This window comes from Furfurilactobacillus sp. W61-4 (assembly GCF_057545565.1).
This window is the reverse complement of sequence record NZ_BAAJNZ010000003.1, coordinates 194,426-219,539: the sequence shown is the minus strand read 5'-3', so window position 1 is coordinate 219,539 and position 25,114 is coordinate 194,426. Positions and strand designations below refer to the sequence as shown.

Annotated in this window: 27 protein-coding genes; 19 read left to right on the top strand and 8 right to left on the bottom strand. The window is 44.6% G+C overall.

Annotated features, from left to right (window positions below; all coding sequences use genetic code 11):
• Positions 1 to 219: 219 nt before the first annotated feature.
• Entirely contained in the window at positions 220 to 450 is a 231-nt protein-coding gene (locus AC27FN_RS05300; protein ID WP_487166973.1) for a hypothetical protein, read from the top strand.
• A gap of 65 nt (positions 451 to 515) precedes the next feature.
• On the opposite strand, the gene AC27FN_RS05295 is transcribed toward AC27FN_RS05300, so the two are convergent.
• The gene (locus AC27FN_RS05295) at positions 516 to 734 is read right to left on the bottom strand and encodes a DNA glycosylase AlkZ-like family protein (RefSeq protein ID WP_487166972.1); all 219 of its coding nucleotides are present in this window, start codon (positions 732 to 734) and stop codon (positions 516 to 518) included.
• Positions 735 to 905: 171 nt separating this feature from the next.
• The gene (locus tag AC27FN_RS05290; protein WP_487166971.1) at positions 906 to 1,583 is read right to left on the bottom strand and encodes a DNA glycosylase AlkZ-like family protein; all 678 of its coding nucleotides are present in this window, start codon (positions 1,581 to 1,583) and stop codon (positions 906 to 908) included.
• Positions 1,584 to 1,702: 119 nt separating this feature from the next.
• Between AC27FN_RS05290 and AC27FN_RS05285 the strand changes: the two genes are divergently transcribed.
• Together AC27FN_RS05285 and AC27FN_RS05280 are read left to right on the top strand one after the other, a co-directional pair.
• On the top strand, positions 1,703 to 2,212 hold the full coding sequence (locus tag AC27FN_RS05285; RefSeq protein WP_487166970.1) for a lipoate--protein ligase family protein: 510 nt from the start codon (positions 1,703 to 1,705) through the stop codon (positions 2,210 to 2,212).
• 22 nt (positions 2,213 to 2,234) lie between these two features.
• Positions 2,235 to 2,765, top strand: a complete 531-nt coding sequence (locus AC27FN_RS05280; RefSeq protein WP_487166969.1) for a lipoate protein ligase C-terminal domain-containing protein — start codon at positions 2,235 to 2,237, stop codon at positions 2,763 to 2,765.
• On the opposite strand, the gene AC27FN_RS05275 is transcribed toward AC27FN_RS05280, so the two are convergent.
• The 3 genes from AC27FN_RS05275 to AC27FN_RS05265 form a co-directional block, all read right to left on the bottom strand.
• Positions 2,762 to 3,418 carry a hypothetical protein gene (locus AC27FN_RS05275; RefSeq protein WP_487166968.1) on the bottom strand — a complete coding sequence of 219 codons (657 nt, stop codon included), beginning with the start codon at positions 3,416 to 3,418 and terminating at the stop codon, positions 2,762 to 2,764. The genes AC27FN_RS05280 and AC27FN_RS05275 overlap by 4 nt on opposite strands.
• A 187-nt stretch (positions 3,419 to 3,605) precedes the next feature.
• Positions 3,606 to 5,171: an FGGY-family carbohydrate kinase gene (locus AC27FN_RS05270; protein ID WP_487166967.1), complete on the bottom strand. Its 1,566-nt coding sequence runs from the start codon at positions 5,169 to 5,171 to the stop codon at positions 3,606 to 3,608.
• Between the two features lie 88 nt (positions 5,172 to 5,259).
• On the bottom strand, positions 5,260 to 6,036 hold the full coding sequence (locus AC27FN_RS05265) for an SDR family oxidoreductase (RefSeq protein ID WP_487166966.1): 777 nt from the start codon (positions 6,034 to 6,036) through the stop codon (positions 5,260 to 5,262).
• A 214-nt stretch (positions 6,037 to 6,250) separates the two neighbouring features.
• Between AC27FN_RS05265 and AC27FN_RS05260 the strand changes: the two genes are divergently transcribed.
• From AC27FN_RS05260 to AC27FN_RS05235, 6 genes are all read left to right on the top strand, one after another.
• Complete coding sequence (locus AC27FN_RS05260) at positions 6,251 to 7,369, top strand: ROK family transcriptional regulator (protein ID WP_487166965.1); 1,119 nt, start codon at positions 6,251 to 6,253, stop codon at positions 7,367 to 7,369.
• A gap of 508 nt (positions 7,370 to 7,877) precedes the next feature.
• Positions 7,878 to 9,353, top strand: coding sequence for a glycoside-pentoside-hexuronide (GPH):cation symporter (locus AC27FN_RS05255; protein WP_487166964.1), 1,476 nt, complete (start codon positions 7,878 to 7,880; stop codon positions 9,351 to 9,353).
• Positions 9,343 to 9,579 (top strand): hypothetical protein, encoded by a 237-nt coding sequence (locus AC27FN_RS05250; RefSeq protein WP_487166963.1) that lies wholly within the window; start codon positions 9,343 to 9,345, stop codon positions 9,577 to 9,579. Before AC27FN_RS05255 ends, AC27FN_RS05250 begins: the two co-directional genes overlap by 11 nt.
• Positions 9,580 to 9,693: 114 nt before the next feature.
• Positions 9,694 to 10,248, top strand: a complete 555-nt coding sequence (locus AC27FN_RS05245; protein ID WP_487166962.1) for a TetR/AcrR family transcriptional regulator — start codon at positions 9,694 to 9,696, stop codon at positions 10,246 to 10,248.
• A 60-nt stretch (positions 10,249 to 10,308) separates the two neighbouring features.
• Complete coding sequence (locus AC27FN_RS05240; RefSeq protein ID WP_487166961.1) at positions 10,309 to 11,136, top strand: alpha/beta fold hydrolase; 828 nt, start codon at positions 10,309 to 10,311, stop codon at positions 11,134 to 11,136.
• A 420-nt stretch (positions 11,137 to 11,556) separates the two neighbouring features.
• Positions 11,557 to 12,360, top strand: a complete 804-nt coding sequence (locus AC27FN_RS05235; RefSeq protein ID WP_487166960.1) for a MetQ/NlpA family ABC transporter substrate-binding protein — start codon at positions 11,557 to 11,559, stop codon at positions 12,358 to 12,360.
• A gap of 214 nt (positions 12,361 to 12,574) precedes the next feature.
• On the opposite strand, the gene AC27FN_RS05230 is transcribed toward AC27FN_RS05235, so the two are convergent.
• Positions 12,575 to 13,561, bottom strand: a complete 987-nt coding sequence (locus AC27FN_RS05230; RefSeq protein WP_487166959.1) for a LacI family DNA-binding transcriptional regulator — start codon at positions 13,559 to 13,561, stop codon at positions 12,575 to 12,577.
• A gap of 352 nt (positions 13,562 to 13,913) precedes the next feature.
• On the opposite strand from AC27FN_RS05230, the gene AC27FN_RS05225 reads away from it, so the two are divergent.
• Genes AC27FN_RS05225 through hxlB form a run of 5 tightly spaced genes read left to right on the top strand, consistent with a single transcriptional unit; the run spans position 13,914 to position 18,110 of the window.
• Positions 13,914 to 14,666 (top strand): sugar phosphate isomerase/epimerase family protein, encoded by a 753-nt coding sequence (locus tag AC27FN_RS05225; RefSeq protein WP_487166958.1) that lies wholly within the window; start codon positions 13,914 to 13,916, stop codon positions 14,664 to 14,666.
• A complete protein-coding gene (locus AC27FN_RS05220) occupies positions 14,666 to 15,958 on the top strand; it encodes a gluconate:proton symporter (protein WP_487166957.1) in 1,293 nt (430 codons plus the stop codon). Before AC27FN_RS05225 ends, AC27FN_RS05220 begins: the two co-directional genes overlap by 1 nt.
• A 27-nt stretch (positions 15,959 to 15,985) precedes the next feature.
• Entirely contained in the window at positions 15,986 to 16,951 is a 966-nt protein-coding gene (locus tag AC27FN_RS05215) for a sugar kinase (RefSeq protein ID WP_487166956.1), read from the top strand.
• Complete coding sequence (locus AC27FN_RS05210; protein WP_487166955.1) at positions 16,948 to 17,571, top strand: orotidine 5'-phosphate decarboxylase / HUMPS family protein; 624 nt, start codon at positions 16,948 to 16,950, stop codon at positions 17,569 to 17,571. The genes AC27FN_RS05215 and AC27FN_RS05210 overlap by 4 nt, the downstream gene beginning before the upstream one ends.
• Positions 17,568 to 18,110 (top strand): 6-phospho-3-hexuloisomerase, encoded by a 543-nt coding sequence (gene hxlB, locus AC27FN_RS05205; RefSeq protein WP_487166954.1) that lies wholly within the window; start codon positions 17,568 to 17,570, stop codon positions 18,108 to 18,110. The genes AC27FN_RS05210 and hxlB overlap by 4 nt, the downstream gene beginning before the upstream one ends.
• A 62-nt stretch (positions 18,111 to 18,172) precedes the next feature.
• Here hxlB and AC27FN_RS05200 read toward each other — a convergent pair whose 3' ends face one another.
• Complete coding sequence (locus AC27FN_RS05200; RefSeq protein ID WP_487166953.1) at positions 18,173 to 19,456, bottom strand: MFS transporter; 1,284 nt, start codon at positions 19,454 to 19,456, stop codon at positions 18,173 to 18,175.
• A gap of 586 nt (positions 19,457 to 20,042) precedes the next feature.
• Here AC27FN_RS05200 and pyrF point away from each other — a divergent pair.
• The 3 genes from pyrF to AC27FN_RS05185 are packed head-to-tail and all read left to right on the top strand — an operon-like array spanning position 20,043 to position 22,317.
• Positions 20,043 to 20,759, top strand: coding sequence for an orotidine-5'-phosphate decarboxylase (gene pyrF, locus AC27FN_RS05195; protein ID WP_487166952.1), 717 nt, complete (start codon positions 20,043 to 20,045; stop codon positions 20,757 to 20,759).
• Positions 20,752 to 21,417 (top strand): orotate phosphoribosyltransferase, encoded by a 666-nt coding sequence (gene pyrE / locus AC27FN_RS05190; protein ID WP_487166951.1) that lies wholly within the window; start codon positions 20,752 to 20,754, stop codon positions 21,415 to 21,417. The genes pyrF and pyrE overlap by 8 nt, the downstream gene beginning before the upstream one ends.
• 3 nt (positions 21,418 to 21,420) lie before the next feature.
• Positions 21,421 to 22,317, top strand: coding sequence for a dihydroorotate dehydrogenase (locus tag AC27FN_RS05185; protein ID WP_487166950.1), 897 nt, complete (start codon positions 21,421 to 21,423; stop codon positions 22,315 to 22,317).
• Here AC27FN_RS05185 and AC27FN_RS05180 read toward each other — a convergent pair.
• Positions 22,314 to 23,282, bottom strand: coding sequence for a helix-turn-helix transcriptional regulator (locus AC27FN_RS05180; RefSeq protein WP_487166949.1), 969 nt, complete (start codon positions 23,280 to 23,282; stop codon positions 22,314 to 22,316). The genes AC27FN_RS05185 and AC27FN_RS05180 overlap by 4 nt on opposite strands.
• Before the next feature lie 99 nt (positions 23,283 to 23,381).
• On the opposite strand from AC27FN_RS05180, the gene AC27FN_RS05175 reads away from it, so the two are divergent.
• Positions 23,382 to 23,861, top strand: a complete 480-nt coding sequence (locus AC27FN_RS05175; RefSeq protein WP_487166948.1) for a GyrI-like domain-containing protein — start codon at positions 23,382 to 23,384, stop codon at positions 23,859 to 23,861.
• A 134-nt stretch (positions 23,862 to 23,995) separates the two neighbouring features.
• Positions 23,996 to 25,114, top strand: a complete 1,119-nt coding sequence (locus tag AC27FN_RS05170) for an exonuclease SbcCD subunit D (protein ID WP_487166947.1) — start codon at positions 23,996 to 23,998, stop codon at positions 25,112 to 25,114.

Genomic DNA, 25,114 nt, shown 5'->3' with positions numbered 1-25,114 from the left:
GAGTTACACAGTCCTGATGTCTGTGCCTAGCCCAGCCAGCCTAATTGGCAAAGAGAGCCAACTAGTCAGCTTCAGCTAGTGCTCGACATCACCCGGCTTGTTTCGCTCTGATTTGTATTTGTCGAGCTCCACCAGCCTGAGTTCCTTTGTCATGATCAGATAAACGATGTTAGGATGTCTTTAAGGAGAGTAATGTCATCAAGCACTTAGGGGGTTGTCATGGCACTTTCGGCTCAACAAAAAACAAGCATTCGCGATGCGTTGTTAAATATTGACGATCCATATTATCACAATACATTTCAGGATGCAGTCGATGAGGATGAATGGTTCCGCTTGAATGAAGGGTTTATTCAACAAGACTTACAACAGTATTTACCGGTTGGATTATCAACCAAGGATCCGGCAGTTTGGCGTGTGATTCGCGCTTTTTTGAAACAATATCCAGCGTAAATCAGCAGCAAAAAGGAACCTTCAGATGAGGTTCCTTTTTGACGCTCTTTTACCTGATTGATTGTTCAAATTTTCTCGTAGTTGATTTCGTGCAATTGTCTGGCTAAAAAATTCGCGATGACAGCAAAACGTTGTTCAAGCTGTTGTCGTTCAGTTTGATGGATGGTTTGCCAAGATTGGACGGTAAAACTGACCGATGTTTTGGTAACGGCTATTTCCCATTTACCGACAACACGACCATGAATAATCACAGGGGCCATCAAGAGTCCGTTTTTGGACCACATGATTCAGTATCCATAAGCCAATCTTTGTTTACGTAGCCGGTCATTAAGGAATCAAAACGAGCAGCAATGATAACGCTACAGGTCATTTGTTCCATCCACGCGGCGAGTTTTGCCGATGAGACTGCATGGTGGCTAAAATAATCGGTGCCATTTAGTGAAACACGGGTAAGTTCAGGTAACATGGCTTGCCAAATTGGACGAATCTTGCTGATTTTTAATGCCAGACCACTTGGCAAAATCTTGGATGGTTGCTGGTGCAAATCCATCAAGATAGCGGAGAATTAGTTGCTTGATCGCACTGGATTGCGCGAGGGGTTGATAGTGTTCACCGGCGGCAATAAAATGAAATTTTTGCGTAGGCATCCCAGCATCTAGGTAACCGACGCCCGTCGCAGTTAATGTTTGTAACACGGCGTATAAATCCTCAGCGTTCAGCTTGTGGCGAGCCAGAATGGCTAAGGTCGTCGGTCGATCAATCATTGGCTGTTCAACCAGGATAGTGCTGATCTCAGTGACTGCGCGCAAAACAGCTTCGCGCCGGCCGAGGTAGTAATTATTGGGGAGATGTTCGCTAGCCCGAGCGTTGATCACCAGATTCCAATCAGCTGGCGTCATCAAGTGAACTGTCCAGCGTTGACCCCAGGAACGGACAAGTGCTTGATTAGCGTAGGCAGTCTGCAAATCGGCCTGGGTTAATGTAGGGCTGCGGAGGGCAAGGTTAAGTTCGGCCATCCGCTGGGCCTGTCCTTGGATACCAACACTTTGCTGGGTAACGGCCATTGCCGTAGGTGCCGTCGTCAGTAAACCGTGATTAAAAAAACGCCAGGCTTGTCGTTCAGTTGCTAACATATTTTTCTCCTTACAATGATTCAGCATGCTGCGACATTGATTTAATGTGAGATGTTCATGGATTGGCTTACAATGAAGACAACGATCAGTTGGATTGTCAATAAGGTGAGGGTGGACCTATGAAATTAATCGATTTGACGTATCAAGGTAAAGCATTAACTAGTGCCGCAGATGTCGAGGCAATTACTTCTTATTTAGCACAGCAAAATCCTTTTAGTGAAGATACGTTGCTGTTAGCGACTAATCGCCCGGCGGTGGTCATTGGTCGCCTGCAGGACGCTTACACGGAAGTTAATTTAACCGCTTTGCGTGATGCCGGTGTCGAACTGATCCGTCGTTCATCAGGTGGCGGGGCCGTCTATATGGACGAAGGTAGTTTTGTGTATACTTTTAATATTGTGGAGGCTGCTAGTATGGGTTTTAGATTGAATTTTGCTCATTATGCACAGCCACTCATTCAAACATTAACTGACCTTGGCTTACCGAATGTAGCATTAACCGGCCGCAACGATGTAACGATCGCTGAACGAAAAGTGTCCGGGATGGCTGGTTTTCAAGTCGGACAACGTTTCAGTGTTGGTGGCACGATTATTTTTAAAGCCAATCCGACAATGGCGAGTCAATTGTAATCCGACAATGGCGAGTCAATTGTTGACGCCATTACGTTCCAAGTTCGAATCAAAAGGTTTCCATTCAGTAGCGAGCCGGATCACCGACATTAAGTCGTTATTACCGGTTACTCAACAAGATTTAAGTGCGGGTGACTTTCGACAACGATTCCTCGCACAAGTGTTTCACGTGAAACTCGGCGATCCAATTCCGACCATTAGCTTTACTGATGAACAGTGGACACAGATTATGGCGATTAAAGCCGAACGGTACGGTAATGATTTATGGAATTACGGTCGGCAACCGCACTTTAGCAATTATGTACGCCATCACTATGATCAGGGCACCGTCGCAATTAATTTTGAGGTAGACCAGAACCGACTTACACGGGCGATGATTTTTGGCGATTTTTTCACTGAAGTGGCGGATTTATCGGCGGCCGAGGAGCAATTAGTGGGGACGAAGATGACGTTTAACGATTTAGCACAAACGTTTGATACAACCGCGATTAAGCAAGTCTTTTCGTGGATGAGTGGAGAACAGTTCGCTCATCTGATGTTGGCCAAAGATTAACTAGCCAGTGACATCAACGATTTAAGCCAACTTTTGCTCTCTGCATCGGCATCAACCGGAATGGCAAACGGCGTTCCAGCAAACAGTGCTGTCACTTGTGACCAATTCACCTGATCGTCAGTCAGTAAACTGTTGGTCAATTGTTCAATTTGCGTTTGAGTCACATTTGCCAAGCGTTGTTGGTCACCATTAAATAATAATAATAAGTTATTAACGGCTAATTGTTGGGCTAATTGTTGATGCCATTTAGACGCCGTGAGTAATTTAGACACTCGCCGTCGCTCGCTTAATGGTACGGCAGGAAGTTCCTTTTGAATGAATGCTTGAAAATGCGCCCATTGCTGATCTAACACTAAGTAGAATTGCCAAGGGACAGTGCGGTTAAATTGAGCTAAGGTTGCTTTGGTTGCGACCGTTAGATTCCAAGGCAAGGTTGATTGTTGAGTAGTTTGTTCAAGCCAGGTGCGTAAGAAATGTAGCATCGTCTGTTCGATGACAGCTGGCTGGTGATGAGTTAAGTGCCAACGAACTGCTAGAAAGTCGCTCAGTTGGGTATCGGGTATTGTCCGACTATTTTGCTTGGTAAGGCGCTGGTTTAAATGACGTAATCGCTTTTGACGACTACTTTTTGCGTAGTGACCTTGTTTAACCACTGCTTGTCTGACCTCCTGAAAGAAGTGTAACGATTAGCTTAATTAAACCACTAAAAGAACGAACACACCCGTTATCAGTGAAAATTTACCGATAACGGGTGTGTTTTTAAGCTGGATTGATTAAAATTTATGTCTTAACTAGGGTCAACTAGGAATGTGTGCGAAAGCTATTTGACCTAGACAACAACTAATTAACCGATTGTGGTTTCAGCAAAGCATCTGTTTCAGTCGTGATCTCAGTCAGCGTGTGCATGTCGCCTTCGAGATCTTGATACAGCTTGCGATACAATGCATAATATTTATTGTAAGCTTCGTGACGTTTAGGGTCTGGCTCAACCTTGGGCCCAAGAACTTGCCATTTTTGCACGTCATCGACGGTTAGGGTATCCGTTCCTAGACCAGCCAACATAACATCGCCTAAGTTGGCTTCAGCATCTTCAATGGGGGTGCGAACCGCGTAGCCGGTGACATCGGCAAACATCTGTACCCACCGTTTGGAATTAGTTACGCCACCTGCAATGACGATATAGTCACCTAGATCGCGACCAGTACTTTCGATACTGTGACGCAAGGCATAACAAACGGCTTCTTGGAAAGCATGATATAAGTGAGCTTTGGTATGAACGAGTGAGAGACCAAAGATTAATCCTTTAGCATCTGAATTCCATACAGGTGCACGTTCACCCATAAAGTAAGGCAGAACGATCAAGCCATCGCTACCGACCGAGATATCTTTTGAAAGCTCATCCAATGCGACATAGGCGTTTACACCACCGGCTGCTTGATCTTGGACTTCTTTTTCACCTAAATTGTTGCGGAACCACTTCGTAATGGCACCAGCAGTTGCTGAACCGGAGAAGTTATAGACGAGATGCTTGGAATCATAAGGATATGGCCAAACGATCAGTCCTTGGCCTTTAATCGGTGTTTCACTCACTAGCGCAGCGTTCATTGAAGAACCAATTGCGGCCACGTAACGACCAGGTTCGAAGACGCCCATGCCGATGTTAGCAGCGCCAACGTCGACACCGCCAGGAACGATTGGTGTGCCAGGTTTTAAGCCCAGATCAGCTGCTGCTTCAGCAGTGAGACCACCGACGATGGTAGTTGAGTCAACGATTGAATCAGGCATCATGCTGGCGGGAATTCCCATTGCATCCAACATCTCTTGTGACCAAGTGTTGGTGTTAATGTCATACAACCCACCTAGATTACCGGCGGCAGAATGGTCAATTGAAATTTGACCAGTTAATTCATAAATTGCATAGTTATTCGGTGGCAAGAATAAACGAATTTTTTGCCAATTTTCTGGTTCGTGATTCTTAATCCAGAGAATTTTGGTGTAGCCGTAGTAAGGATCGGCAACATCATTACCGGTGATTTCTGTTAAACGTTCTGGGCTAATGTGTGACTTTACCCAGTCTGTTTCGGCTTGCGCACGACGATCCATCCAGATTAGATCCGGACGAACGGGCTTCATATGCTCGTCAAGTGGCACACCGGAGCCCCCATACAAACCGCTAATTCCAATTCCTTTGATATCTTCAGGGTTTAACTTAGCTGCCTTAACGACGGCGCGAATTGAATCCTTTACTCCTTTAACCCAGACATCAGGCCATTGTTCTGCCCAAAGTGGTTTAGGCGTTAAGACATCGTATTCTTCCAAATCTTGTGCAATCAAGTGGCCTTCCGTATCCATTAAGATACTTTTAGTCCCTGAGGTTCCAATATCAGTCCCAATTAAATAATTCATGGGTCGACGTCCTTTCTGACTGTTAAGGATAGACAGAGGCGGATTATTGCAGCCGCAATAACTCGCCTCAGTAACGATTAACTTAGGTTTACCAAGCAGTGAAGGCGCCGTCAACCAGGTAGTCGTCCCCAGTTGAGAAGCTGCTAGTGTCACCAGCTAGATAAACAGCAATTCCTTGTAATTCATCTGGACGACCCAAACGACCTAATGGTGCCCAGTCATTCCACGTCTTGATCAGTGGCTTGAGATCAGGTGAACTCAAAGTTAGATCAGTTCCCATGTAACCAGGACTGATGGTGTTAACCCGCACGCCTTTTTTAGCCCATTCAATGGCCAGTGATTTAGACATTTGAATAACGCCGGCTTTAGTCGCGTTATAAGAGACTTGTGGTTGTGGACGGTTAACAATGTGAGCTGACATTGAAGCCGTATTAACAATTGAGCCTTTACCTTGCTTAATCATGTAGCGACCAGCAGCAGTCGAGCAAAGGAAGACAGCGTTTAAGTTCAAGTTAACGACTTTTAACCAGTCTTGATACGACATTTCTTCGGCAGGAATATTTAAACACATCCCGGCGTTGTTAAAGGCCGCGTCTAAACCGCCTAATTGTGAAACAACCGTGTCGACCATCCCTTGAACTTCATCAGGGTCAGTTACATCAGCCTTTACTGCAATTGCTTTACGGCCAGTTGCTTCAGCAATTTCAGTCGCTGTCGTTTGCGCCTTGTCACCGTTGATATCAACAATAGCGACATCAGCTCCTGCTTCAGCTAACCCAGTTGCCATGGCTTTACCCAGGCCTTGAGCGCCACCGGTAACGTAAATTTTCTTATCGGTGAGTGCCATACGATCTAAAATACCCATGTTTATCCTCCTCAGGTAAACGATTTTAAAAGTAACATTGGACTAATTGGATATTTAATTCAAATAGTTTTACAAAATCACTTTATTTAATACACCAACAATGTAAATCGTTAGCTGGAAGATGTCAACACTTTTTTGAAACCGTTTTCTAAAATTGCTTTTATTTTTTCATAATGGTAGTTTTTGAGTAGTGAAAACGGAGTGAGGGGACAATATGACAGATGCCATTACCACTGGTACACCGCATTCAGCAGCCATGTACCAGCTGATTTACAACTCAAAAAAAATATCTAAACAAGAAATTGCCCGACAAATGCAACTTAGTCTGCCGACAGTGACGCAGACCTTACATCAACTACTAGCTGATGAGTTGATCGTAACTGATGGAAAGTTTTCTTCACAGGTTGGCCGACGAGCGGTCGTGTACTCACCTAATCGGGAACATCGTTTTGCACTCGGGTTAGAGATTTTTTCAGATCATGTGACCCTGACGCTACTAAATATCCTGTATGAGGATTTGGGGACGACGCGGCTGCCAATCAAATTTGGCATTACTGATGCTTATTTCAATCAATTGGCCAGCTGGATTCAACAATTTCTCGTCGATCAAAAAGTTGATCGATCAAAGGTTGTTGGGATTGGAATTGGGGTTCAAGGGTTGATTTCGCCTGATGGAAAGACGGTTCTTTACGGGAAAATACTGAACTGTACAGGGCTGACCAGTCAACAGTTTGAGCAGGTCATTGGCTTGCCGGTTACCCTATATCATGATGCGGATTGCGTTGCGCTGGCGGAGCAAACTTTGTCGGAGGATCACCGGGATGCAGTTTATCTGTCAATTGGTGAGCATTTAGGAACGGCTATCGTGATTGACGATAATATATATACAGGTCAAAACGGTCGCAGCGGGACAATGGAACACATTACTTTGAATTCACAGACTGGTAAACAATGTTACTGTGGTCGAAAAGGGTGTCTAGAAACGTACAGTGCTTTAAGCGCGTTGCTTCAGCCAGGTGAGACGATCCAAGCGTTTATGCACCAAGTTGCAACCGGTGAACCTGCTGCAAGTGTACGTTGGCAACAATACTTGGATGATCTGGCTGAAGTCATCAACAATCTCCATATGTTTGTTGATAATCGAATTGTGTTAGCCGGAGATTTGGTTAGATATCTTGATCCCAGCGTTTTGACTACGATCAATCAACGAATTCGCCAGATTACCGCTTTTCCAGAAGATCACGATTATGTCCAATTAGGAATCGTGCGGGCTCGTCCAGTGTCTACGGGTGCTGCAATACCATTAATTAAAGCCGCGCTTGGCACAATTTAATAATGAGTGACACACGAGCGTGAGCCATAACGCCGAATTGAGAGAGCATCTTCCGTACTTTGGAAGGTGCTCTCTCTTTCGCTAGCCATAAGCTCACTTGACTGGTTTGGTGTGGAATCAGTCGTCAGTAGTGGAAATACATGAAAACACATAGGATTTTGATGGAACTGATTGACGGCCAATAAATTAAATTTCACAAGATCGACTTTTTTTCGGATATTCCAAGGAATAAAGTCCAATAGTACTGGGACGTAAAAGGAGGACAAGACGCTATTTGGCGCGTCTGGTAATGCCAATGTTATTGCTTTTGTTCATAGGTGAGCTAATACACGTTTTCCCGAAAATGGGTTGCAAAATGAAATCGGTTACATTTATAATATGGCAGAAACGAAATGCAGTTTTGTAAAATTGCTTAATTTAATTACGAGATTAGGTGATTGTGCTTATCACTAAATACACACAGGTGATGAGGACGCTTATCCCATTGTGGTACCAGGAGGAAATTCTTGTGAAAAAGTTTGTGTCTTATGCGGTCGGCGCATTTGGTCATGATGCGTTTTATAATACGCTAAGTATTTATTTTATGATGTTTGTAACGAGTCAGTTGTTTACGAACAAAGGTGACGCAGCGATGGTGGGCATCGTGACGACTTTAATTGTCTGTATTCGGATCGGCGAAATTATGTTTGATCCGATTATCGGCGGGGTCGTCGACAATACCCAGACCCGCTTTGGTAAATTCAAGCCGTGGATCTTGTTGGGATCAGTCATCGCCTCCATTGGTTTAATCTTAATCTTTTCTGATTATGGTGGCTTAGCAACCAGTAATCCGATGTTTTACTTGGTTTTATTCGGAATCACATTTTTAATTTTGGATATTTTTTATTCCTTCAGTGATATTGCGTTTTGGTCAATGCTGCCAGCATTAAGTATTGAAAGCAAGGAACGGACGCGTTTTGGTACCGCTGGTCGTTTTGGTTCAACCCTTGGTGCGCAAGGGGTGATTGTCATTATCACACCAACGATCGCACTGTTTTCCAAGCTGTTTTCCGGTGCCAAAAATGGTCAACAGACTCAAGCTGGTTGGCTAGGTTATGCGATTGTAGTGGCCCTTTTATGTGCCGGTGGGGCCTTGCTGACGGTATTGAACACCAATGAACAACACAACTTGATTCGCGCTAATGTTAAACACACGAAGTTTTCTGAAGTTTTCAAAGTCATCGGTCGTAACGATCAATTATTGTGGATTGCATTATCATATTTCTTATTTGCGTTTAGTTACGTGGTGACGAACTCACTGATTATGTATTACTTCCGTTATCGTTTGGGTGACGTCACCGCTTACACATGGGTTGGGGTGATTACGTGTATTTTAGGCGTCATCTCTGTCGCACTTTTCCCAAGCTTAGAATTAGCGATTCACCGTAAAGCAATTTATATCGGTGGTATTGGGATGATGTTGATCGGTTATGTGCTCTTTGTTTTCGCTGGAGCCAACCTGCCCCTAGTTTTGACGGCCGTTGCTTTATTATTCTTCCCGTATCCACTCATTTTCTTAGCAACCTTGATGGCAATTACCGATAGTGTGGAATATGGGCAGCTGAAGAGTGGCTCACGCAATGAGTCGGTGACATTATCCGTGCGACCATTAATTGATAAATTAGCCGGCGCCTTTTCGAACGGGGTTGTGGGGATCGTGGCCGTCGTCGTTGGCATGACCGGTAATGCAAAACCAAGCGACATCAGTGCCGCTGGTGTCCAACGTTTCAACACATTTATGTTTTATGTTCCGATGATTTTGCTGGTCATTGCGGCAGTTATTTTCTTCTTCAAAGTTAAGTTAAATGAATCAGAACACGAAAAAGTAATGCGTCAGTTGGAGGAGAGGTTACAAAAGAACCAGCAGGCAACAACTTCTGAGGTTATGACTGACGAATCGAACGCACAACCAACGATTGAAGGAGCGCCAGAACATGCACAGTGATCACGATAAAATCCAAGTTGATCCGACTAAATTTGCGTTAGCGGTACTAGGTGGCAATGCCAAGCCGGCCGATGAAGCAAATCAACGTTACTTAAAGCGTCAATTAACCGTTTACCTGGAGGCGTTGTTGCTGGTTCAACAATTTAATGAGTTGGAAACGACTCGTTTTGAATTGGCCCGATCAGACCAAATTGCCCGAATTTTAGAGCGGGTAATGATAAACTGAACTGGTCATTGATAACTAATTCGTAGTCGGTTTCAGTATTGAATGGCATTATCTCTATGTTGGTGGGGATAATGCCATTTTAGGTTTTAATGCGATCGGAGGAACGTGAAAAGCGTGGAAACAAGAGAAAAAATTAGGACTCAGTTCATTCAATTAGTCACCGAAAGCGGATTCTCAAAAACACGGATAAGTCATCTGTGCGCCGCCATGGGGAATCAGCGAAAATTATTCTATTACTATTTTGACGACAAATACGAGCTATTGGCAACCGTTTATGAAAATGATTTGACACAATATTTTGGCTCGCAGCGAACAACGATGGATAACTGGCAGGCTCAATCATTAGCGCTTTTTCGAACCTATCGTCAGCGCGGCAACTTTTATAAACACGCAATTATAGAGGATGCTAATTTATGGGATCAATTATTTTCTGAACACATGCATCAGTTATTTATCAAGCTCTTCCAAGAACTATCCGTTGATCCACAGCGTACAGCCGTTACTTTTTATGCTGACTTTTATGCCAATGGTTGGCACGGCGTGATTAAAAAGTGGATTTTAAACGATTTCGATCAAGATGAGCAAGATTTGATTCATCAATTTGACATGCTAATTACGTTCACCAAAAATAGTTTAAAAAATTGGTCAGGAACAAAAACTGACTTTTGAGTCATTGCCAGTAGGAAAAATTAGTCGCTATACTCTTCACAAAAAGGGAGGGTATTTAAAATGCAACGGAAATTTATCCAACTTACTTCAGTAAAACTGGCTTATTATGACGAGGGTCACGGAGAACCGATAATGTTGTTACACGGATTTCCAGACTCCGCAGATGTATGGCGGCATCTAATTCCATTATTTGTAAAGAATGGGTATCGCGTAATTGCCCCTGATTTAAGAGGCTTTGGCGAATCTGAATTACTGAATGGTGTGAAGAATTATCAGATCAAGATGATTATGCAAGATCTATTAGAACTAAAGAACCGGTTATCGATTACTGATCCGATAAAGTTGATTGCTCATGATTGGGGGGCCAACATTGGTTGGATGCTAGTCAGCTTTTTCCCGCAAGAATTTTCGACTTATGTTGCTTTGAGTGTGGGCCATCCATATGCTTATGCCTTAGACGGAGGCTTCGAACAGAGGATGAAGGGATGGTATACGATGGCTTTTCAATTTGAGGGAATGGCAGAGCAAATGTTCTCTCAGAACGATTGGGCTGCTTTCAGGGTCTTTACGCAAGAAAATCCTGAATTAGATGTGAACTGGTTGCGTGATTTGCGGCGGCCAGGACGATTTACAGCAGCGTTAAACCTGCATCGTGCTAACTTAAAACCGGCCGCTAATGCGCCTAAAATCCAACCGACACCAGTTCCTGTACTTGGTATTTATGGCTCGAATGACCTGTATTTAAGTGAAAGTCAAATGGTGGCTTCTAAGAAATACATTAGTGGTGGGTTTACGTTTAAGACTACTGATGCTGGTCACTGGTTGCCCTTGGAGGCGCCTCAACAAGTATTTTCATTAGTAACTAGCTTTTATCAGGCGCAAAACTAACCTGCGATGGATTCTCATTGACTTTTAATTATAAACGTCGTATATTACGTCTATTCGAATAGTAAAACGATCTGATCAGGAGAGTAGTTGGATTTGCCAGTATTTAGCGAGCCTCAGGCGTGGTGAAATGAGGAGACTGACGTTCAATGAAGATGGCCTGTGATCGGCACGATTGAGCATTGGTGAAATTGTGATGGGTGGCGACCTTTAATTCGCACACCGGCTGGTTTAGCGGTTAGTGAGCACTGGAGTGTGAATTTCAGTGAAATTAGAATGGTAACGTGCGGTAGCGCTTCTTAAAGGGATTTCTTTAAGGAGCGCTTTTTTCGTTGAACCACGCGGCCGGTTGTCTATGCTAACGTTCGCTGACGTAGGCCCTAAGTCATTTTGAGGGATTGTGATCAAAGGAGGATATTTGGTATGAAGAAGAAATGGAAATTATTGAGTTTCATCAGTGTGTTGGGAATTCTATTGTTTACCTTGGCCGGGTGCGGCGCTAACCAGGCTAAAACAGTCAAAGTCGGGGTGGTCGGTGATGAGGATGCGTCCATCTGGAAAGATGTCGCTAAGACACTGGCCAAAAAAGACCACATTACTTTGAAAGTGGTTAATTTTACCGACTATACTCAACCTAACGCGGCGCTGAGCGATCATAGTATCGATATCAATGCATTTCAAAGTTACAATTTTCAACGTCAGTGGAATCAAGCCCACAAGACGAACATTGTGGCGATTGGCAACACTTATTTTCAGCCGTTAGCGTTGTATTCATCGAAAGCGAAGAAATTGGCTGACTTGAAGCAAGGCGCACAGATCGCAATTCCGAATGATGCGGCCAACGAAGAACGCGCTTTGATTTTATTGCAGCGTGCCGGACTAATTAAATTAAATAAGACGAATTTGGCCACGCCTAAGAATATTATCAAGAATCGCTTGAACCTAAAGATTACCACTGTGGATGCGGCCCAAACTGCACGATCATTAACGAGTGCCGATGCTGCCGTTGTTAACGGCAATTATGCTTCGGCAGCAAAATTGTCACTGAAGCAGGCACTCTACGCAGAGCATTTAAAGACGGGTGGGCAGTACATCAACGTTGTCTCGACTTTAAAGAAGGATAAGAATAACGCCACGTATAAGAAAATTGTTAAGGCGTATCAGACAGAAGCGACTAAGAAGAACATTCAAAAGTACTATAAGGGCAATACGCTGCCTGCTTGGTAAAAAGAACCTGAAATTTTAACGTTATTACTGTTAAAGATGATTTTCAGGATAACGGTAGGTTTTAATAAGATCAAAAAAAGTCCTTGGCGACTTTGAATCCCTCATGTGAATTCAAAGTCGCCGAGGACTTTTAAAACTATTTATTTTGTTTCACGTAAAACTGTTTTGCTGAAAGAGAGGCGGAACCAGGTCGTTGGATTGATCGTGATTTAATTTACTTTAAATGCGCCGGAATCACTAATTTACCCTGCGGATGATCGTCCTTACCGGTCAGTGTGTCGACTAACACTTCTGCGGCGCTGGCACCCATTAAATAGGGGTTTTGTGAAATGAGTTTGAGGCGTGGTTCAATATCTTTGGCCGTGGCTGTATCAGAAAAGGCCGTGGCCGTGGCATGCTCATTATCGAGATAGCCCTGAAAAATGAGACTCGGAATAAATTCTAATAACCAACGTTCCTTGAGGGCAAAGACCAGCGTCTTTTCAGTAGAATTGGCGATTAATTCAACGAGCTGCTGGTGTATTTGAGTATGATTGTAAGATTCTTCCGATACTTCTAGAACATCGACGTTGGCAGCCACTGACTTGATGCCTGCGTAGCGTTCCCGGCGAGTGGATGCTTGACCAATTTTAGAAGTCAGGACAACCACGTGGGTATAGCCACGGGAATAAAAATAACGGGTCGCTTTCTGAGCAACGGCAAAATTATCGGTAACAACCTGTGTCCACGGTGATCGTTCCAACTCTCGGTCCACGATGACGACAGGAATGTTGCGGCGCATTAGATTTTGAACTTGAACCACGTCATTAGTGAAAGGCTGAAGAATCAGGCCGTCATACGTGTGCTCATTCACAGTTTTAATTAAGTCAGCTTCGCGTTGCCGGTTTGAATTGGTATCAAATAGTACACCGGTATAGTGATTAGCTTCAAGAATATCGCTAACGCCCTTGAATAGCTCGGTCGAGAAATAGTCATCAATATTGGCGACCACCACAGCCACCATATTACTCGAATGTGTGATCATTTGGCGGGCGGCAGAATTAGGCACATAATTTAATTGGTTAATCGCATCTTGAATGTGGCTAGCCGTTGTTTTGGACATGCGGTCTAGATTGCCATTTAAGAACCGTGAGACAGTTGCAATTGACACATTCGCCAGTGCGGCAACGTTTTTCATCGTTGCGGCTTTTTTTTGCGCCATTCGTGTTACCTCTTAAGGTTAGTTTTCTTAACTATAGTGGACAAAGCGTGTATTTGGCAACGGCTAACCGAAAGTTAATTTTTTTCGATTCACTTGTGAATTCTAAGTTTCAAAATGGAAGACAAATGAAAACGATATATTTCAGTCTTTTTGGCAAACGTTTACCGACATTTTAGCCGATGACGTAATAAAATTCACGAATGGCGCCTTGAGACTCGAAATTTAAAGCTTGCGTTTATTTGGGAAAGCGTTTACCATAGCCTTCGAAAGTATTGGCAAACGTTTACCAAGCTTTAGCTGGTTTACACCATCTTTGGATCATTAATTACAATTATCTTGGAGGGAATCGAATATGACAGTCATTTTAAATACGTGGGTATTTGAACAAGATGTTAAACGCGGCGTTTCGCAGGTTGATCTAGTCGATCGCGTGGCAGCACTGGGCGCGGATGGCATTGAAGTTCGACGAGAATACTTTACAGATTTAGCAACAGAACTACCACAGGTTGGCGAAAAGGCCAAGGCTCATGGACTGATCGTCAATCTTAGTGTGCCTGATCAATTGTTTTTGGATGACGGCACCGTTAATCCTAAACTACCGGATTACTTTGCTGAAGGCCAAACGATGGGGATTTCGAAAATCAAATTTAATACCGGTCATTTTGACCGTTTTACCGGCGATTTGACAACGGCCTTTGCTGAGTTGCCACTCGACCAGATCGAACTAAACGTTGAAAATGATCAAACGCCAGTATCAGGTACTGTATCAGCCATTACGACATTTCTGACTGCTGCTCATGAAGCGGGGTTGACTAGTCTTGGATATGTATATGACTTAGGTAATTGGGCATTTACTCACGGAGACGCAACGGCGAGTGCAGAAGCCTTAGCACCATTTATCCATTATATTCATTTGAAAAATACAGCCGAAGTTGATGGTAGTTTGGTGACGACTGACGATTTAGATACCGGCCTTTACGACTGGCGAGCACTTTTGAAAATCATGCCAAGTAACGTTCCATTTGCCCTAGAATTTCCCATGAAATCAGATGAAGCAATTAAACAGCAATTAGCATTATTACGAACTGAAGTAGGTGAGAGCTGATGACATCAACAATTATTGCCATTTTATTATTGGTCACCTTTGGTGGATTTATTTATTACATCCTAAAGGGCGGCAACTTAATGATCGGGTTCTTCGTGATGGCCATTTTATGGTCTGTCATTGGATTGGTCCCGTTCAATACCGCAATTCAGAAGGTCTTTGCTGAACCAGCATTAAAGTACGGTCCAACAATTATCTATATTGTCTTTGGTTCTTGGTTTGGGCGTGTCTTGGTGGATAGTGGCATTGCGCCGGCTATTTCCCAAGAGACAAACAAAGTTGGTAAGAAACGTCCCTTGTTAGCGGCGATTCTTGTGATTCTGGTAACCGCCTTTATCTTCGTTAGTGCCTATGGGGTTGGTTCTGTGATTGCGATCGGGGTTATTTTGTTGCCAATCATGCTCTCGGTTGGGATGCCAAGAGATATTGCTTTGTCAGCATTTTCGTTGGCCATCGGTGCACCGATGTACATTAACGTGGTACTTTTTAACCAGATCAAAGCCTTTTTCCCTAAAGCAGAATATGGCGGTAAATACCTCGTCTTTGGGTGTATCGCCGCTGCCATTCAGTTAATCGCCGTAGTGATTTTCCTGATTTGGAACCGCAAGAAAATTAATCCTAGCCAAGCAGAAGCTAACTTACGAGCCATTGGAGCGGAGAATAACGATGCTGCTGAAGTCAAAGCTGTTCCCAAATTAGCGTTTGTGATCCCGATCATCCCGGTGTTGATGAATATGTTGTTCAAGTGGGATGCCATTCCGGCCTTAACTTTGTCGACGTTATTAGCAATTTTTATCACCGGAAATGCCAAGTCATACAAAAAATTCGTCAGCTTTTTGGATAGTTCAATTAAACAAGCCATCGGCGATATCGCTGGTTTAATCATGTTCTTGATGGCACTGATCATGTTTAGCGGCGCGGCCTCAATTAACGCCGTTCGCTTTAAGCCGCTGTTTGAGGCCATTTTGCCAAGCAACCACTTGATTTTGGCGTTAGCGTTGGGTGTTTTAGCACCATTGGCGCTGTTTAGAGGACCATTGCATGTCTGGGGTGCTGGTGCAGCAACCGCAGCGGTGTTGTCAGGAACAGGTTTGTTTAACGATGCCTTTCTATTACCGTTATTGTATGTACCAACGTTGATGGCGGTTTCGACGGATATTACCCAATCATGGAATGTTTGGGGTCTAGATTACATGAAAGTTCAGTCAAAGGATTTCCTCAAACACGGGATTCCGATTATGTGGGCGGTTTCGATTATTAATGAATTACTCGTCTTTTATTTCTTTGGCTAAGCGAAAATGATAAGGAGTTAACAACACATGAGTGATGTGATTACAATTGGCGAACCCGTTGTGACGTTTGCCTCAACTGATATGGACGCCTCATTAGCAGATACAATCAATTACAAGAAGATCTTGGGTGGCGCTGAATTGAATGTTGCCATCGGAGTTAAACGTCTCGGTCATTCGGTGGATTATATTTCTCAAGTTGGGACTGATCCAATGGGCGATTACGTGATTAAGACGATTTCTGATCATCAGGTCGGGGCCCGCTATATTTCTCAAGATCCCAACCATTGGACGGGTCATCAGCTCAAACAATTGGTTTCAAAAGGAGATCCCAAGACCTTTAACTACCGAACAAATTCGGCAGCGGCTAACCTCAAAGAGGCTGTGATTGATGATGTTGATTTGAGTGATGTGAAAATCGCCCATATGTCAGGTATTTTTCCTGCTTTGTCATTAACTTCACGCCAATCGTTTCGACGGTTAATGGATCGATTGGTGGCTAAAGACATTCTCGTTACGTTTGATCCTAATTTGCGGCCATCTTTGTGGGAAGACCAAGAGACGATGATCAAAACAATCAATGAGCTCGCTGGATCAGCTAATATCGTGCTTCCTGGTGTGGAAGAAGGTAAGATATTAATGGGCAGCGATGACCCAGAAGCAATTGCTGATTTTTACTTAAAGGGTGCACGCACTCAGACAGTGATTGTGAAAGTCGGGGCAAACGGAGCCTTTGTCAAAACGGCTGATGGTGAAAGCTATACGGTTGATGGATTTAAGGTGGATCATGTGGTCGACACGGTTGGTGCAGGCGATGGCTTTGCCCTCGGCGTTATTACGGCCCTATTGGAAGGCAAGCCAATGAAGTCTGCTATCTTACGTGGAAATGCTGTCGGGGCGCTTCAGGTACAAACACCCGGCGACAATGATGGTTACCCTGATCCGGCAGGTTTGGCTTCGTTTTATGCCAAGGAAGGAGTTAAGGAAGACGCATGAAATTACAAGCGGCGATTGATCGGGTATCACTAGATCAAGCAGTCCATTTGGCACACGCATTGGATGGTGTGGTCGATATCGTAGAATTAGGGACATCGATTCCAAAGGATTTTGGTTTACAGACACTAAATGAACGTGGCGTGGCCTTAACGCAATCGGAATTATTGATTGATCTGAAGACGATTGACGAGGGCGTTTATGAGTTTACTAAGGGATTTGAGCTGCCGGCAGATATCTTGACTGTGATGGCGAGTGCTTCAATTGATACGATTGAGCAGGTGTACGCGTTATCTGAAAAGTTAGGTCGACAGACGTTTATTGATTTACTTGAGGTTTCTGATGACCAGATCGCCCGGTTGACCCACCTTAACCACGCCATTTTTGGTCTTCATCACTCAAAAGATACGGGGGGCAACTTTGATGCAGTGGCATCAGTGGCACAATTCCACGCTGCTTTTCCCAATGTCGAACATATTGCCGTGGCTGGCGGTATTGATGTAAGTCAGGCTGCCAAGCTGGCTGAACAAGGAATTGTTGAAACTGCCATTGTTGGTGGCAAGATTGCCGGTGCCGATGATCCAGTAGCTGCTGCTAAAGAATTTATGGAGGTGATCAAATGACATTAATTGAACCAGTTATGAAAGAAATTAATGAAGTGATGAGTCTAGTTGATGAGACGCAAATTGACCAAGCTGAAAAACTGATTACGAAGGATAAGCGTATCTTTGTCCTAGGTGCCGGCCGGTCAGGGTTGATGGCTAAGGGCTTTGCGATGCGCTTGATGCACATTGGCTACACTGTTTATGTGATTGGGGAAACCATTACCCCGTCGATTCAACCTGGTGATGTGCTAGTGTCTGTTTCAGGTTCTGGTAAGACGAGTAGTATTGTCGAATTGACTGAAAAGGCCAAGGCAGACGGTGTGACGATTGTTGGTGTGACGAGCCGTGCTGATTCTCCGTTGGGTGAATTAGCTGATGCGACAATCGTTGTACCAGGCGCAACTAAAGCGGGCGATGGCGTTAAATCGATTCAACTATTGAGTACGCTATTTGACCAAAGTGTGCACATTACGCTTGATGTGCTTTGCCTTAAGCTGAGTCAACGTGATCATGTATCGAACGGATCTGCTGCTAATACGCACAGCAATATGGAATAAAGTTTTAAAAAACGGCAATCAGTAAGAAACAGGGCCCTCTCAATTTGAGAAGGCCCTGTTTTCTAATGAAATGATTTGGTAGAGTCTTGTTTCACGTGAAACCTTAATCTTTTTGCTACCGCCCTGCCTTGTTTGAAATGACGAAGTGTCGGAATGGTTAACATAACGGCTAAGCTCACGAGGTACATGCCGGCTAAGCACATCATGACGACATTGACGGAGAAGTGTTCCATTAACACACCAATTGCCAATGATGAGAAGCCCCCGATGGCCCGACCGATATTTACAATCACGTTATTAGCGGTGGAACGCACATCGGTTGGGTAGAGGTGGCTAATCACGGCACCATAGCCTCCGAACATGCCATTTGAAAAGAAACCAATCAGAGCGCCAGCTAACAGCATGGTCGCAATATTAGTAGCTAGTGTAAAAATATAGACAGACAGCGCTGCACCGGTTAAAAAGAGGCCAAAAGCAACTTGGGGACCAAAGTGATCCAAAATTTGACCGAATGTCATCATACCAATAACCATGCCGCCGATCGTCGCTAACATCCAAATGGAAGAGCCAGCTACGGAAACATGCAACTGTTTTTGCATAATTGCTGGTAGCCAATTCATTAAGCCAAAGTAGCCGGCAATTTGAACCACTGACATTACGGTTAAAGCAATAGTTTGATAAGCGATGCGTGGTGAGTTGAACAATGGCGCGATTGTGAAGTGGGTCGTCGACTTAGTTTGGTGGGCTTGAATGAAGGCTGGCGTTTCATGCACATGACGCCGTACAAAGTAAGTTAACCCAACAGGAATTAAGCCGATTAAGAAGAGGGCGTGCCAACCTAAACGTGGTAAGATGATCGCAGCTAAAATTGCAGCAAACACAGCTCCAATCTGCCCACCAATCGCGGCCACAGAAGTTTTTCGACCAATTTGGTTGCTGGCGAAGCGTTCTGAAATTAATGCGATGCCAACACCGTATTCACCGCCGGCACCGATACCAGTCAGAAAACGACACAGGTAAATTAAGTTGATTGAGTTGGCAAACGCCATTGCCGTCGTCGCGAAGGCAAAAATAAAGATCGTATATGAGAAGGTTTTCACCCTGCCATAACGATCACCAATTAATCCGAATATGAGACCACCCACTAACATGCCCACATTAGTGATGGAAGAAATCAAGCCAGCTTGACCTGCTGATAAGTGCAGGTCAGCGATGATGGAACTAAGGGCAAAGGAGAGTAACATCACATCCATGTTCTCTAAGGCAAATCCAGCACTGGTGGATGCTAAAGTCCAGCGTTGCTGATTTGATATTGCAGCTGTTGATTCAAGCGAAATTTGACTCATGGTTGTACCCTCCAAAATGAATGCTCACAGGCATTCGTTATTTTTCTTGTCGTTTATCATGCCACGCAGAAAGGACAATTGCAATCATAAATTGTCAAATCGATGGTGCGTAAAACCGAACAAAAATTGATTTTGATCGGTGAAGAAGAAGCATTTACTCCGTTTTGCCCCAAATTAAGCTTGCTATTTATCAACTAAATAAGTTTTTTCGTTGTGATCAAAATAATTAGCGTTGACAGAACCCAAAACTTCAGTATGATTAAATCAATCAAATACATGCCGCTTTAATTCAATCCTGTGAGTTTGAAAAGCTAGCTTGATCATCATCCATGATTATGACACCAATGGGAGACTGAACGGTTAGCCGGGCAGAAGACCATTGGTTTTTTGTCGAGCTACACCAGCTTGTTACCTGTGCCTAGCCCAGCCCGATCAATTGGCAAGTAACGCCAACTGCGCAGGCTCCGCTAGTGCTCGGTAACACCCTAGCTGGCTTCGCTCTGAGTTCTTTGTCGAGCAAAACAAACCATCATCAGTTTGTTTCAACCTGAGGTCTTGTGTCCAAGCGGCGGAAATGAGGGTAGTGTTGGGATCAGTCATGGTAGCGCTAGATGTCACAAATCTGGTGGCAGCAAAGCAAATCGTACAGCAGTTGGATTCACAAGATAAGCCGACCATCAAAGTGGGAATGGAATTGTTTTATGCGGCTGGTGTTGAGGTAATTACTTGGTTACAGCAACAGGGATATCCCATTTTTCTGGATCTCAAGTTACATGATATTCCCAATACCGTTGAAAAAGCGGCGTTTCAACTGGGGAAACTCAACGTTCAATATCTGACGGTGCACGCTCTCGGTGGTCAAACGATGATCAAAGCCGCTGTTAATGGGTTAGCCGCTGGCGCGAAGCAAGCTGGTGTAGAACCACCTAAATTATTAGCGGTGACGGAATTAACCTCGATTTCACCAGCGATGTTGGCCAATGAACAACATGTCAGCTTATCCATGTCCGATCAGGTTGTGAGTTTGGCTCGGTTAGCCGCTAAAAGTGGTGCGGCTGGGGTGATCTGTTCTCCACAAGAAGTTGCGGCTTTACGAGCGACTTTACCTGCCAGCTTTCTCCTTGTCACGCCAGGTGTTCGGCCGGTGGGAACTAGTGCAGGCGACCAACAGCGGGTGATGACCCCAGCGCAGGCAGCACAAGCTGGCAGTAGTGCCATCGTAGTTGGGCGACCAATTACACAAGCGCTTAATCCGGCGGTTGCTTATCGACAAATTGTAAAGGAGTGGACCAGTCATGAATGAATCATTGCAAGCTCAAATTATCAGTGAATTACTCAAAATAAACGCGGTTAGTGTAACGCCAACGAAGCCATATCGTTATGCAAGTGGGATGTTGTCGCCCATTTATACTGATTTACGAATGACAATTAGTGAGCCCCGGTTGCGGCATCACATTGTCGCCGGGCTAGTGATGCTGATTCAAAAACACTATCCAACAGTTACCGCGATTGGCGGGGTGGCGACTGCAGGCATCCCTCATGCAGCTTGGGTAGCCGACGTCCTCAACTTACCACTCGTCTACATCCGTGCAAAAGCCAAGGATCATGGTGCTGGTAAACAAATTGAAGGAACCCTAACGGCGGATGATCAAGTTGTGCTGATTGACGATTTGATTTCAACTGGTGGTAGTGTCTTGAAGACGGTGGCGCCTGTTGAAGCCACTGGTGCAAAGGTCCTTGGCGTAGCGGCGGTTTTCAGTTACGCCTTACCTGATGCGACCACCAATTTTGCGGAGCAACAACTGCCACTGGCACCAGTAATTACCTATCCACAACTCTTAAAGTATCTGCAGCAACATACTGTTTTATCGGCGACAGCCTTAGCCTCTGCTAAAGCTTGGCATCAGAATCCATGGCATTGGCGACCGGCTGTTAATGTAAGTCAAGCGGAGGAGGACTAACATATGTTGCAAACGGGCATTGAATTAGCAGGTGTTTCATTACGTAATCCAGTTATGGCTGCCAGTGGAACAGCTGGTTACGGCGAAGAAATGAGTCAGCATTTCGACCTAAATCAACTTGGCGCCTTGGTCATTAAATCAACGACCCGTGCACCACGAACGGGTAATCCGTGGCCAACCACTGCTCAAACTTCTGCCGGTTGGCTCAATGCAGTTGGGTTAAAGAATCCTGGGATTGATGTTGTCATGCACGAAAAACTTCCGTGGCTGGCAACTAACTATCCAAATTTGCCAATCGGCGGCAGCGTGGCCGGCGCTGATATTGCGGAGTATGTGGATGTTGCCAAACAACTGGCCAGTGCGGCGAATGTGGCATTTATCGAAGTGAATATTTCTTGTCCCAATGTGGCTAATGAAGGAATGGCCTTTGGTACTGATCCACAAACTGTCCGTGAGTTGACCCAGCGTGTCGTGCAAGCAGTTGCCAAACCAGTGTTTGTCAAATTGACACCTAATGTGACAGACATTGTTCCAATTGCTCAAGCGGCCTCTGCTGGTGGTGCAGCTGGATTGGTGATGATTAATACACTAATGGGAATGGAAATTGATTTAGCCACCCAAAAGCCCCATTTGGCTTATGGTACAGGTGGTTTGTCTGGCCAAGCCATTCATCCGCTAGCGATTCGGATGATTCACCAAGTTCATGAAGTCCTTGATTTACCAATTGTCGGGGTCGGTGGAGTGATGAATGGTCAGGATGCGGTTGAAATGATGCTGGCGGGAGCCAGTGCGGTGCAGGTCGGCGCGGCCACCTTTGGTGATCCATTGGCATGTGTCAAAATTGCCGCAGAGATTCCGACGGTGTTAGCGCAATATCGGCTCACCTGGCCACGGCGTTAATGAACATTCTGTTGAAATTTAGTGAGCTGGGTGCGCAAGGCTGATTTTAAAATGGCTGGTAAACGAGTTGGGATGGCATCTGTTCCAAGATAAAGTAGCCATTCGCAAAATTCTTGGATCGCGCTAGGATCAGTTAATGCGACAAAGGTGGTCAAAGTAGCCGATTGCTGAAACGGATCTAAATAGTTAATGTGGCCAGTTTGATCACTTAGTCGCTTGTATTTGACGACTGCGTGAGGCCCTAAGGTTACTTGAACATTGGGTTGTGGTTCGTGCTGTTTAATGAGTGCATGAACGTGTTGCACAGTTAGATTAGCATTGAGGTTAGACGGTACAGTGACTCGCGTAATTTGATTAATCGGAATCGTCAACGGATGTTCATTTCCTAGATTGAGAACTAAGACTTGCCATTGATCGGCTTGAATAAAGAAATGATCGATGAAGCAATCGATGGGTTGCATCTGGGATTTGCGGTTGAGGAGTTGTTGACGACTAACTAGGGCGGCATTAAGGAGTGTTACTAGCATTGTCGGCGCAAAGTCAGTTAATTCCAGTATTGTTTCATGATTAGCGGTCAGGTTACTGAAAGGCAATAGATCCTGTAGGGCCAATAGTTCATCTTGCTGGCTTTGCGAGGCGATGGCTAGTAATTTCTCAGTTAAACTTTTACGGTTTTGCAAATAAGGGAGTTGATTATTGGTTGACGCCATAAAGCTAACGAAGATGGCTTTTAATTCCTCTTGATTGAATTGGACTGCCGGTAAAAGTTGGTTATGTAAGACCGAGTAGCCGCCTTCACGACCAGCCTGCGCAGTCAATGGCATACCTAACTCACTGATTTCTCGCAAATCGCGAATCGCGGTACTGCGTGAGATATTGAAGGCTTCGGTCAATTCGCGAATGGTAAAGAATTGTCGATTGTTGATGTAGCGCATCATGGTATTAATGCGGCTAGTTTTATTCATCTGTTTGCGTCACTTTCTTAAAAGAATTCAAAAGGTGTCATTTTTTGACATGATTAACCACTATTATAATGATATTCAAGTAATGGAGGTATGGAAAAGATGGCAGATTTTAAAATTGAGACAAAACCAGCATTCACTGTTTTAGGTTTAGGAACCATTTTATCGGGCGAATATGCACAACTAGGGGCACAAAAAGCCGCTTTTTGGCAACAGGTGGGCGACCAAGCGGCTTTCGTCGCCTTGGGGCAGACGGCAATTAATGAGAAAGTATTTGCGGTGAACGAAGCCATCAATAACGAATTTCATTATTATGCTGGGCGTCAGACGGCAGCAGATGTACAGGTTGATAATGCCGACTTGCGGGCGATTCAGTTTCCAGCGGGGGATTACTTAGTGGTGACGGCGACCGCACCAGATCAAATGAGTTTGTTTAATACCCTTGAAGGTCTTGCTTTTGGAAAAGTGTTACCGACGCTGACAGATTACGCTTATGTTGGTGGCCCTAACACCGCGGTGATGACTGACCAGCAAGCCACTTCGGTTAGTGGAGAAATGTTAATTCCACTGACGCACAAATAAAGTGAACGATCATGCAAAAGCCGACGCAAATTTTGTGCGTCGGCTTTTTGGTCGGCTTGCGGATCGTTTTTTCTAAAAAACATGGTGTAAACTTAGATCCAATAGCGATCCTAATGCTTAGACGAGGTTGAAAGATGAAATTTTTACACACGGCGGATTGGCACATTGGTAAAAAGCTACATGGGTTTGATCTGGTGGAGGAGCAGGCGGATGCGTATCAACAGATTTTAACGATCGCCAAGGATCAAGCCGTAGATGCGATTGTGATCGCTGGTGATTTATATGATCGCGCACTGCCAAGTGAAGCTAACGTGGCGGAATTAAATCGGATGCTGGTTGATTTGAATTTGCACCATCAGCTGCCACTATTAGCGATCAGCGGCAATCACGATAGTGCGACACGACTACATGTGGGCAGTGAGTGGTACGCCAATACGCAGTACTATTTAAATACGGAGTTAGCTGGTGCTTTTACCCCAATCGAGTTAGGGGACACGCAATTTTTCTTATTGCCATATTTTGAACCTTGGCAGGCGCGCAACTACTTTGGTGATGATCAGCTGCGAACGGTTGAACAAGCCATGCGTTTGATCGTCAAGAAGCAAGTTGCCGCTTTTGATGCCAGCAAGAAGCACATACTTGTGGCGCACTTTTTTGCGGCGGGTAGTAGTCAAACGGACTCTGAAACGCGCGTCGTTGTAGGCGGCTTGAATGCAGTGCCATTAGATATTTTGGCGCCCTTTGACTATGTTGCCTTAGGCCATCTGCATAACCATCACGCGTTAAACCAACCGAAAATTCGGTACAGTGGCTCACCAGTGAAGTTTTCATTGTCAGAAGCTGGTGAACAAAAAGGGGTTTGGCTTGTTGACACTGACAAATCCGAACCAATCTACATCCCCATCAAGCCATTTCGGGAGGTGGTGACATTGACGGATTCGTTTGCTCATTTGACTGATGATACGTATTACAACACTTTGGATCGTGATGCTTACTATGGTATCACGTTAACAGATCGCGCGATTATTCCAGATGTTATGAATCAGCTACGAGCTGTTTATCCACATATTGTTAGTTTGGAGCGATTGAATGGGTATGAGGATTTGCCGACTGTCGTGACCATTGATCCAGAACTTGACCCATTGACGTTATTCGAGCATTTTTTTGAACAGGTTAATGACATGAAACTAAATAAGCAGCAATTGGCGTGGGCCAAAGCTAGTTTAAGTGCTGCCCAAGATGGGGAGGAATAA

Bases quoted from the DNA above. Each gene is read 5' to 3' on its own strand.
- AC27FN_RS05265 (WP_487166966.1), bottom strand. From the start codon at position 6,036: ATGGGTATTTTAGATCGTATGGCACTCACCGATAAGAAAATTTACGTT.
- AC27FN_RS05285 (WP_487166970.1), top strand. From the start codon at position 1,703: ATGAAATTAATCGATTTGACGTATCAAGGTAAAGCATTAACTAGTGCC.
- AC27FN_RS05200 (WP_487166953.1), bottom strand. From the start codon at position 19,456: ATGAGTCAAATTTCGCTTGAATCAACAGCTGCAATATCAAATCAGCAA.
- AC27FN_RS05215 (WP_487166956.1), top strand. From the start codon at position 15,986: ATGAGTGATGTGATTACAATTGGCGAACCCGTTGTGACGTTTGCCTCA.
- AC27FN_RS05230 (WP_487166959.1), bottom strand. From the start codon at position 13,561: ATGGCGCAAAAAAAAGCCGCAACGATGAAAAACGTTGCCGCACTGGCG.
- AC27FN_RS05225 (WP_487166958.1), top strand. From the start codon at position 13,914: ATGACAGTCATTTTAAATACGTGGGTATTTGAACAAGATGTTAAACGC.
- AC27FN_RS05235 (WP_487166960.1), top strand. From the start codon at position 11,557: ATGAAGAAGAAATGGAAATTATTGAGTTTCATCAGTGTGTTGGGAATT.
- AC27FN_RS05185 (WP_487166950.1), top strand. From the start codon at position 21,421: ATGTTGCAAACGGGCATTGAATTAGCAGGTGTTTCATTACGTAATCCA.
- AC27FN_RS05270 (WP_487166967.1), bottom strand. From the start codon at position 5,171: ATGAATTATTTAATTGGGACTGATATTGGAACCTCAGGGACTAAAAGT.
- hxlB (WP_487166954.1), top strand. From the start codon at position 17,568: ATGACATTAATTGAACCAGTTATGAAAGAAATTAATGAAGTGATGAGT.
- AC27FN_RS05220 (WP_487166957.1), top strand. From the start codon at position 14,666: ATGACATCAACAATTATTGCCATTTTATTATTGGTCACCTTTGGTGGA.
- AC27FN_RS05240 (WP_487166961.1), top strand. From the start codon at position 10,309: ATGCAACGGAAATTTATCCAACTTACTTCAGTAAAACTGGCTTATTAT.
- AC27FN_RS05300 (WP_487166973.1), top strand. From the start codon at position 220: ATGGCACTTTCGGCTCAACAAAAAACAAGCATTCGCGATGCGTTGTTA.
- AC27FN_RS05175 (WP_487166948.1), top strand. From the start codon at position 23,382: ATGGCAGATTTTAAAATTGAGACAAAACCAGCATTCACTGTTTTAGGT.
- pyrE (WP_487166951.1), top strand. From the start codon at position 20,752: ATGAATGAATCATTGCAAGCTCAAATTATCAGTGAATTACTCAAAATA.
- AC27FN_RS05170 (WP_487166947.1), top strand. From the start codon at position 23,996: ATGAAATTTTTACACACGGCGGATTGGCACATTGGTAAAAAGCTACAT.
- AC27FN_RS05295 (WP_487166972.1), bottom strand. From the start codon at position 734: ATGTGGTCCAAAAACGGACTCTTGATGGCCCCTGTGATTATTCATGGT.
- AC27FN_RS05290 (WP_487166971.1), bottom strand. From the start codon at position 1,583: ATGTTAGCAACTGAACGACAAGCCTGGCGTTTTTTTAATCACGGTTTA.
- AC27FN_RS05180 (WP_487166949.1), bottom strand. From the start codon at position 23,282: ATGAATAAAACTAGCCGCATTAATACCATGATGCGCTACATCAACAAT.
- AC27FN_RS05210 (WP_487166955.1), top strand. From the start codon at position 16,948: ATGAAATTACAAGCGGCGATTGATCGGGTATCACTAGATCAAGCAGTC.
- AC27FN_RS05260 (WP_487166965.1), top strand. From the start codon at position 6,251: ATGACAGATGCCATTACCACTGGTACACCGCATTCAGCAGCCATGTAC.
- AC27FN_RS05250 (WP_487166963.1), top strand. From the start codon at position 9,343: ATGCACAGTGATCACGATAAAATCCAAGTTGATCCGACTAAATTTGCG.